Here is an 8,960-nt window from a genome sequence, read left to right as displayed (position 1 = left end):
GTGAAGAAGCCCTGAACGCGAGTTCAGGGCTTTTTTACGTCTGAATATTAGAGAAACACAGCAAAAATCATCCGATTTCATGCAGGATTAGCTGCAAACTCAACGCAAAAAGCTCGCACAGACGATCGCGCTGGCGGACGAATTGCGTTTCAAGCATCAGCCAATAGCGTTCGCTACAATTTTCTTGCCGGTGACCGCGCAATAATTGCAAACCGGGAAAGGCCCCACCATGGAAGCTCAAGTCGGGATGAAAATCATCAGATGCGCGATAGCGAGCGCGATGCCACAATCCAAACGCCTTCTCAGATACTTTTTTTGATCCCATTTCAAGAATCAAACGTTCTAATAGCACATCAATCGGCTGCAACGAAAAAGCGGGATCGATCTCATACTGCAACTGCGTCAATGCGGAACGTAGCTGATGCAAATAGTTTGACGCATCAAGCGGAAGCACTTCATCCATCAATAAAGCATCCAGCCAATGCTGATGAATCTTCACATCGCGCCATAGATGGGCATCATCAACTTTATCCAGGGTATCCTGCTCGGTATGCCACCACCATCCGCCGCCACTTCCGGGGGAAAGTGAGGATCGTAGCGCCGGTTCTTCGCGCAGTGCGAAATGTAACGGAATTCCGACGCCCCAAAAGGACTGATCGCCACCTTTACCCAGCGGGGAAATACGTGAGGCCGGCAAACCTGTCACCTTTTCTACCGCCTGGTTCAGCCAGCTAACGGACTCCGCACCGCTGGCATTGATCACCACTTCACTGCCGCCGACACAGCCAGGCGAATCGACATTGATATGAGCCACACAGTGATTAACCAGCTCATCACGAAAATGATCGGCATACCAACTGGAGCCGGCATAACGGCCATTGGAGTGCCCCGGCCAGAAAGCGATGCGCAAGCCACGTCGCAGCTGCTCTGGATTTTGAGCATAATGCAGTGCCAACGCCAGACACAGCGCATTGCCGGTTGCATTATCGGTCACGCCTTGATGCCAGGAATCGTAATGGCTGGAGAGCAGAACAAACTCCTCAGTTTCTCCGGGCAGTTCAATGATCGGCAGTGAACAGCGTGCGATATGTTCATGCAATACTGTAATGATGTTCGCCCGTAGCGGTTGCTGCATACGTTCAAGCAACGCTTTGCCATCTTGCTGATTGATACTAATAACCGGAAGAGTGGGATAGCGCAGCAGATCATCGGGTACCGGCGATCCCCAAATTGGGCCGACAGTTTCTTCATGCAGTGCACTCTCCGCGGAGCCCCAAATATGAATCAAACCCGCGGCACCCGCCTGCATCAACCGCTGAACGTAGTCTTCATATCCTTGATCAGCAACGACAATTTTCCCTTTCATCCGGTTTTCCCACTCCGTTCGCTCACAATCCGCGATAAAAGTCAGTGCACGATCGTCATACACCAACTCGGCTTCGACACCTTGCGGACAATCTGCAGAGAAGGAACGCGTTTTCGCTGGAATATGCCAATCGGGATCGCTATTCAGAGTTAACGAAGCGGAAAGCGGATCGCTTAACCACAATCGACAATATTCGCGATGAAAGGAAATCTGCCTCTGCTGCAAAAAGTCACATAGCCAGTCAATGCTGTGTTCGGCATCAGCGCTACCCGATAAGCGATGCCAATGCTGGAACTTCTCCAGTAATTGCCGCATCGCCAGCTGTAACTCATTGGGCAACATCACGCGTCACCTTCATTTCCAGTGCGCCGAAATAGTGCTGCTTGATCTTCTCCCATGTGCCATCCGCCATGATTTTCGCCAGCCCTTCATTCAGCAGCTTTTGTGTTTTCTCATCATCCTTACGCACGCCATAAGCCGAACCGATGCTGAATAATTTATCATCACGCACTTCAGGCCCGGTCAGCGCAAAATCCTTACCTTCTGGTTTATTCAAGAAACCAAAGGTAACCGCAACGCCCGGACTCAATGCTCCATCCAACCTTCCCGCGGCAAGATCCTGATAAATCACATCCTGATCGGGATACATCACAATATCGACGCCTTTAGGTGCCCAGAATTTATTGGCATACATCTCCTGAATCGAACCTTGCTGAACCGCGATGCGCTTACCGACCAGTGAAGCGACGTCTGGTTGCAGATTGCTGCCTTTATGCGCGACCAATTTTGTCGGGATATGGTAGATAAAATCGCTGAAATCGATCGATTTACGGCGTTTCTCAGTAGCGCCAAGTGGGGAAATGAAATCGACTTTTTTCGCCATCAAAGAGGGAATTTCAGCATCAAAACTACTTACTACGTATTCACATTTCACCTGTATGGCCTGGCAAACAGCATTGGTAATATCGATTTCAAAGCCGGTTGGCGTGCCATTTTGATCGCGGAACTGAAACGGTGGATAGCTGAGATCTGCACCAACGCGCAGTGTTTCGCCGGCAGCGAATGCCTGACTAGCCAGCGCCAGTGATAAGGTTGCCAGCAAGGTTAAGCCTGTTTTCATAATGGTTCTCCAGCGGAATGATGGACGCTATGCCAGCGAGTAAACTCCTGGCGTACGGCCTGAAGATGTTGGGGGGATTGCAAATCAAAAGCGGTCATCGCCAGCGCTTTGGCGGCATTCAACATCGCGTCAATGCCTGATTCCGATGCTGCTGCAATGGCGAATTCCGGCGTGTGTGGGATCACATCACCAATGCGTAAATAGGGGTGAATAGCGGCGGTCAGCTGGCTAACGTTGCCGATGTCCGATGAACCCACGCCACCGCGATCGGGTGCCGCCTCGGCGGTCAGCCCTAAATGTTCGATGTTGTGCTGAAAAAGCGCCGCCAATGCTTGATTGTTATTACGTTCGGCATAGGTCAGGCCTTCTTCAATCTCAATACGCGCTCCGCTCATCGCAGCGGCAGCGTGCGCCGCGGCAAAGACTTTCTGTCGCACGGTTTGTAATCCACCTACCGTTGCCGCACGCATCAAGAACTTCGCTTCGGCATAGGCTGGAACAATATTGGTGGCATCACCGCCGTGGGTGATGATGCCGTGCACGCGCACGTCATCAGTGAAGAACTGGCGCAGGGCATTGATGCCTACAAAGGTGTGAATCACCGCATCCAGCGCGCTAACACCCAGATGAGGCGCGGAAGCCGCATGTGCCGCCTTGCCATAGAATTTGAATACCGCATCCACGCAGGCTAATGCGCCGCGCGTCATCATATTTTTCTCACGTGGATGGAACATCATCACCGCATCAACATCAGAGAAAATGCCCTGATCCGCCATGATAATTTTCCCGCCGCCTTCCTCTTCAGCCGGCGTGCCAATCACTTCTAAACAGCCGCTTTGCCACTGGCCACTTTGTACCAGCGCCAATGCCGCGGTAACTGAAGCCGTACCAATCAGGTTGTGCCCGCAGGCGTGGCCTAAATCGGGCAGCGCGTCATACTCGGCTAACAGCGCAATATGCGGCCCAGTTTTGCCCGTGTCATAGCGCGCACGAAACGCGGTTTCCATGCCAGCCAATGGCTGAGTAATTTCAAATCCTGCCTCGCGCAGTGGTTGCTGCAAAGCCGCTGCCGAACGATGCTCCTCAAAGCTCAGTTCAGGATGAGCATGAATATCGCGAGCCAACAGCGCCATCGCCTCACTCAAATGATTTACGGCATAAATAATTTTTTCTTTCTGCTCTGACATAGTGCACCTGCAATCATGCTCTCACCATCATGGTGCGAGTAATGCTTTGAATTAAAATGTATTGTTCAGATATAAACCTCTGCGTCACAAATTCCCAATTGAGCTTTTTTATTGCTTGCTCACTGTTGGCAAAAATTATTTTATGGATGGCAACGTAGCGGGGAGATGCGATGAACGAAAAAGATTGGCTGATCATTCATACGGTGTGGCAACACCAAAACGTCACGCGTGCAGCAGAACAGCTTTTCACCTCGCAACCGGCGTTGAGTTATCGCCTCAAGCAGATAGAACGTAAGTTGGGAGTGGCGCTGTTTGAAGAGAGCGGGCGTCAGCTGGTATTCAGCGCGCAAGGCCGTTATCTGGCGCAGCACGCGGCGAAAATGCTCAATGAATCGCAGTTGCTGCGACAAACCTTGCAAAGCCTAACGCAGCCGCGCCAGGGGGAACTGCGCCTTGGTGTCACCAGCAATTATGCGGCTTATCGCCTGCCGGAAATTCTCGCGCGCTTCAGCACGCAGCACAGCGGTATTCGCGTTAACCTGGTTAGCGGTCTGAGCGAAGAGATGTACCAGAAGCTACAGCGGGAAGAGGTCCATGCCGCGCTGGTCAAAGATGATTATCATTGGCGCGATGGCAAACGCTTGGTCGACGTTGATGACTATTGGCTGGTGAGTCAGCAACCGCTTGATCTGCGCCTATTACCGCAATTGCCGCAGATTCGTATCAATCATGGCGGTCATATCACCCATCTGATTGAGCGATGGTGGAATGCGAATTTCACATTGGCTCCGCGTGTCGCAATGCAAGTGGACAAGCTGGAAGTGTGTCTGGCGATGGTGGAGCGTGGTCTTGGATATGCCATCGTGTCGAGCTACCAGCCTTTGTCCGATCGCTTGTGCTGTCAGCCATTGCAGGTTGCGGGTGAAACGCTGAAAAGCCGCACCTGGCTGCTGTATCGACACGCCAGCAGCGAGGCATCGGTGATTCAGCCATTCGTCGAGATGTTTGCCGATTTAAGCTGAAACATTTTCATATTCCGCATGAAGGCTCGACATTCACAAAGCACCAGGCTAATGTCGGGCATCTGGATGTCTAAACGTTTATACGGTTATAAGTAAGAGGTGAGTAGGTTATGCCAATCAGGATTCCCGACGAATTACCGGCAGTGAATTTCTTGCGTGATGAAAACGTCTTTGTCATGACGTCGTCGCGCGCCAGTGTTCAGGAAATCCGTCCGCTTAAAGTGCTGATTCTTAACCTGATGCCGAAGAAAATCGAAACGGAAAACCAGTTTTTGCGCCTACTTTCCAACTCGCCGCTCCAGATTGATGTGCAGCTGCTGCGCATTGATAGCCGTGAATCACGCAACACGCCGAGTGAGCATCTCAACAACTTTTACTGCAACTTTGAAGACATCCAAAACGACAACTTCGATGGCTTGATTGTCACGGGTGCACCTTTAGGATTGGTGGATTTCAATGATGTTGCCTATTGGCCGCAGATCCAGCGCGTGCTGCATTGGGCGAAAGAGCACGTCACTTCCACGCTGTTTGTCTGTTGGGCGGTACAAGCGGCGCTTAACATCTTGTATGGAATTCCTAAGCAGACACGGCAGAACAAATTATCTGGCGTCTACGAGCATCAGATTCTGCATCCTCATGCATTGCTAACGCGTGGTTTTGATGACAATTTCCTCGCACCGCATTCTCGATATGCTGATTTCCCCAGCCAGTTGATTCGCGATTACACCGATCTGGAACTGTTTGCGGAATCGGAAGCCACCGGCGCCTATTTGATGGCGAGCAAAGACAAGCGTCTGGCCTTTGTTACCGGACATCCAGAGTACGATGCGTTAACGCTTTCAGGCGAATACCATCGCGATTACGATGCGGGTCTGCATCCGGACGTACCGTTTAACTACTTCCCGCACGACAACCCAGAACTGCCGCCGCGTGCCAGCTGGCGCAGCCACGGTAACCTGCTGTTTTCCAACTGGCTCAACTACTACGTTTATCAGATCACGCCATTCGATCTGCGCCACATGAATCCATCGCTCGAATAATCCAAAGCAAAACAGATCCTGCCGCGACAACCCCAAATGTCGCGGCTTTTTTTTGCCTGAAATTTACCAGTGGAATGCATTGCCTTTAATTCGAGAGATTAAATTAAATAATAATCAATGATATAAATCATCTGAAAGATGAAAATGGAAATAGTTTTTGAAAATAAAATAAAAATCATTATGCTCTGATCTTGCAGGTTAAAAATCACCCTACATCCGGATCCGATCGCCAGACGAAGGATCAACACAGGAGGCAGCCCGCATGACAGACTCGGTTATCAGCAATACGCTAACCTTCAGCCAGCCCTTTACCCACAAGGAAAAGCAGCTGCTCACCCCAGAAGCCATCGACTTTCTGCACGCGTTAGTGGTGCGTTTTGCGCCCGAGCGCGAACGGCTGCTCAAAGCACGCCAACAACGTCAGCAACGTTATGATCAAGGCGAATTGCCGGGATTTAATTCGGAAACCACTTCCATTCGCGAAAGTGAATGGCAAGTGCGCCCGATTCCACAACTGCTGCAAGATCGCCGCGTCGAGATCACTGGGCCACCGGATCGCAAAATGGTGATCAACGCGTTGAATGCCAACGTCAACGTTTTCATGGCGGACTTCGAAGATTCGCTGGCGCCGACCTGGCCGAAGCTGATCGATGGGCAATTAACTTTGCGCGATGCGGTTAACGGCACGCTGAGCTTCACCAGCGACACCGGCAAGATCTATCAGTTGCGTGCCAATCCGGCGTTGCTGATGTGCCGCGTGCGTGGTTTGCATCTCAACGAAAAGCATGTGGAGTGGCGCGACCGCGCGATTCCCGGCGGACTGTTTGATTTCGCGTTGTACCTGTTTACCAACGTGGAAGCGTTGCTGGAGAAGGGCCACGCGCCGTGGTTTTATCTGCCGAAAACCGAGCATGCGGCGGAAGTGGCGTGGTGGCGTGAGATCTTCCGTTTCAGTGAAGATCGCTTCGATCTGCCGCGTGGCACCATCAAAGCCACGGTATTGATCGAAACGCTGCCTGCGGTGTTTCAGATGGATGAGATCCTGTGGGAACTGCGCGATCACGTCGTTGGCCTGAATTGTGGACGCTGGGATTACATCTTCAGCTACATCAAAACGCTGGGCCAACATCCGGATCGCATCTTGCCGGATCGCCAGCAAATCAGCATGGATCAACCGTTCCTTGATGCCTATTCGCGTTTACTGATTCGAACCTGTCATCGCCGTGGCGCATTGGCGATGGGCGGCATGTCGGCGCTGATTCCGAGCAAAGACGCCGAGCGCAATTTATGGGTGACGCAGAAAGTGCAGGAGGACAAAGCACGTGAAGCCAGCAATGGTCACGATGGCACTTGGGTGGCGCATCCTGGTTTGGCTGACATTGCGATGGAGGAGTTTGACCGTCGTCTCGGCGATCATCCCAACCAGCTGCATATCACGCGTGAGCAAGATGCACCGATCACCGCCGAACGTCTGCTGGCGCCTTGCCGTGGCAAACGCACCGAAGCGGGCATGCGCGCCAACATTCGCGTGGCGCTGCAATATCTTGAGGCGTGGATCAGCGGTAACGGCTGCGTGCCGATTGATGGCTTGATGGAGGACGCCGCGACCGCCGAAATCGCCCGCACTTCCATCTGGCAATGGATTCACCACAAACAAATTCTCAGCGATGGGCAGCCGGTTACCGTGGCGCTGTTTGAACGCTTACTGGCCGAAGAATTACAAACATTGCAACACAGCCTGGGCGAAGAACGTTGCCGCAACGGACGTTTCGACGATGCCGCCGCGCTGATGGCGCAAATCACCACCGATGATGAACTGGTTTCTTTCCTCACTCTGCCGGGCTACCGCCTGCTGCCTTGAATTTGGAGATAGTGCTATGAATCGTACGCAACTGATCAAACAACTGGAATCAAGCTGGAACGAAGCGCGCTGGCAGGGAATTACTCGTCCATACAGCGCTGAGGATGTGATAAATCTGCGCGGATCGGTCAATCCGGCGTGCACGCTGGCGGAACGTGGAGCTACCAAGCTGTGGTCGCTGCTGAATGGCGAATCCAGCAAAGGCTACATCAACAGCCTTGGCGCATTAACCGGCGGCCAGGCGGTACAGCAGGCGAAAGCCGGCATTGAGGCGATTTATCTTTCTGGCTGGCAAGTGGCGGCGGATGCCAATCTGGCCGGGCAAATGTATCCCGATCAATCGCTGTATCCGGTCAATTCCGTGCCGAACGTGGTGGAGCGTATCAATCAAAGCTTCCAGCGTGCCGACCAAATTCAGTGGGCCAGCGGCGTGTCGCCGGAAGATGACGATTTCATTGATTATTTCCTGCCGATTGTCGCCGATGCGGAAGCGGGCTTTGGCGGCGTGCTCAACGCTTTCGAGCTGATGAAATCTATGATTCAGGCCGGTGCCGGAGCGGTGCATTTTGAAGACCAACTGGCGGCGGTGAAAAAGTGCGGCCACATGGGCGGCAAAGTGTTAGTGCCGACGCAGGAAGCGATTCAGAAACTGGTGGCGGCGCGCCTGGCGGCGGATGTGATGAACGTGCCTACGGTGTTGATTGCGCGCACTGATGCTGATGCCGCCGATCTGATCACCTCCGATTGCGACCCGCGTGATTCAGCGTTTATCACCGGCGAACGCACTTCGGAAGGCTTCTTCCGCACCCATGCGGGTATTGAACAAGCTATCAGTCGCGGCTTGTCGTATGCACCGTATGCCGATGTGTTGTGGTGCGAAACCTCAACGCCAGATCTTGAACTGGCACAGCGCTTTGCCGATGCGATCCACGCGCAATATCCCGGTAAGCTGTTGGCCTACAACTGTTCGCCATCGTTTAACTGGAAGAAGAATCTCGACGATCGCACCATCGCACGATTCCAGCAGGCGCTGAGCGACATGGGCTATCGCTTCCAGTTCATCACGCTGGCGGGCATTCACAGCATGTGGTTCAACATGTTCGATCTGGCGCACGCCTATGCGCAAGGTGAAGGCATGCGCCATTACGTCGAGAAAGTGCAGCAGCCGGAATTTGCCGCGCGCGATAAAGGTTACACCTTCTCCTCGCATCAACAGGAAGTCGGCACCGGTTACTTTGATCGCATCACCAATGTGATTCAGGGCGGCCAATCCTCCGTGACCGCCTTAACCGGTTCTACCGAAGCCTCGCAGTTTTAACCGCCAGCCGGTGCGCATTGCACCGCACTTCGTAGGGTCGCCATTC

7 protein-coding genes are annotated in these 8,960 nt (G+C 52.8%); 4 read left to right on the top strand and 3 right to left on the bottom strand.

The genetic code is table 11. The features are described 5' to 3' along the window. Window positions 1–67: 67 nt before the first annotated feature. The 3 genes from ABDW13_RS10955 to ABDW13_RS10945 are packed head-to-tail and all read right to left on the bottom strand — an operon-like array spanning window position 68 to window position 3,673. Window positions 68–1,708, bottom strand: a complete 1,641-nt coding sequence (locus ABDW13_RS10955) for a M28 family peptidase (RefSeq protein WP_343552592.1) — start codon at window positions 1,706–1,708, stop codon at window positions 68–70. Next, window positions 1,695–2,486, bottom strand: a complete 792-nt coding sequence (locus tag ABDW13_RS10950) for a transporter substrate-binding domain-containing protein (RefSeq protein WP_343552591.1) — start codon at window positions 2,484–2,486, stop codon at window positions 1,695–1,697. The genes ABDW13_RS10955 and ABDW13_RS10950 overlap by 14 nt, the downstream gene beginning before the upstream one ends. After that, a complete protein-coding gene (locus ABDW13_RS10945; protein WP_343552590.1) occupies window positions 2,483–3,673 on the bottom strand; it encodes a M20 family metallopeptidase in 1,191 nt (396 codons plus the stop codon). Before ABDW13_RS10945 ends, ABDW13_RS10950 begins: the two co-directional genes overlap by 4 nt. Window positions 3,674–3,843: 170 nt before the next feature. Here ABDW13_RS10945 and ABDW13_RS10940 point away from each other — a divergent pair, with 170 nt between their 5' ends. From ABDW13_RS10940 to aceA, 4 genes are all read left to right on the top strand, one after another. Then, the gene (locus tag ABDW13_RS10940; RefSeq protein ID WP_343552589.1) at window positions 3,844–4,695 is read left to right on the top strand and encodes a LysR family transcriptional regulator; all 852 of its coding nucleotides are present in this window, start codon (window positions 3,844–3,846) and stop codon (window positions 4,693–4,695) included. A gap of 110 nt (window positions 4,696–4,805) precedes the next feature. Then, on the top strand, window positions 4,806–5,735 hold the full coding sequence (metA, locus tag ABDW13_RS10935; RefSeq protein ID WP_343552588.1) for a homoserine O-succinyltransferase: 930 nt from the start codon (window positions 4,806–4,808) through the stop codon (window positions 5,733–5,735). A gap of 262 nt (window positions 5,736–5,997) precedes the next feature. Continuing rightward, window positions 5,998–7,596 carry a malate synthase A gene (gene aceB, locus ABDW13_RS10930; RefSeq protein WP_343552587.1) on the top strand — a complete coding sequence of 533 codons (1,599 nt, stop codon included), beginning with the start codon at window positions 5,998–6,000 and terminating at the stop codon, window positions 7,594–7,596. A 16-nt stretch (window positions 7,597–7,612) separates the two neighbouring features. After that, window positions 7,613–8,914, top strand: coding sequence for an isocitrate lyase (aceA, locus tag ABDW13_RS10925; protein WP_343552586.1), 1,302 nt, complete (start codon window positions 7,613–7,615; stop codon window positions 8,912–8,914). The last annotated feature ends 46 nt before the right edge of the window (window positions 8,915–8,960 follow it).

This window comes from Pantoea sp., assembly GCF_039594315.1.
Classification (GTDB): Bacteria; Pseudomonadota; Gammaproteobacteria; order Enterobacterales; family Enterobacteriaceae; genus Pantoea.
The sequence above is the reverse complement of the archived record's forward strand: the minus strand, read 5'-3'. Positions and strand labels throughout refer to the sequence as shown.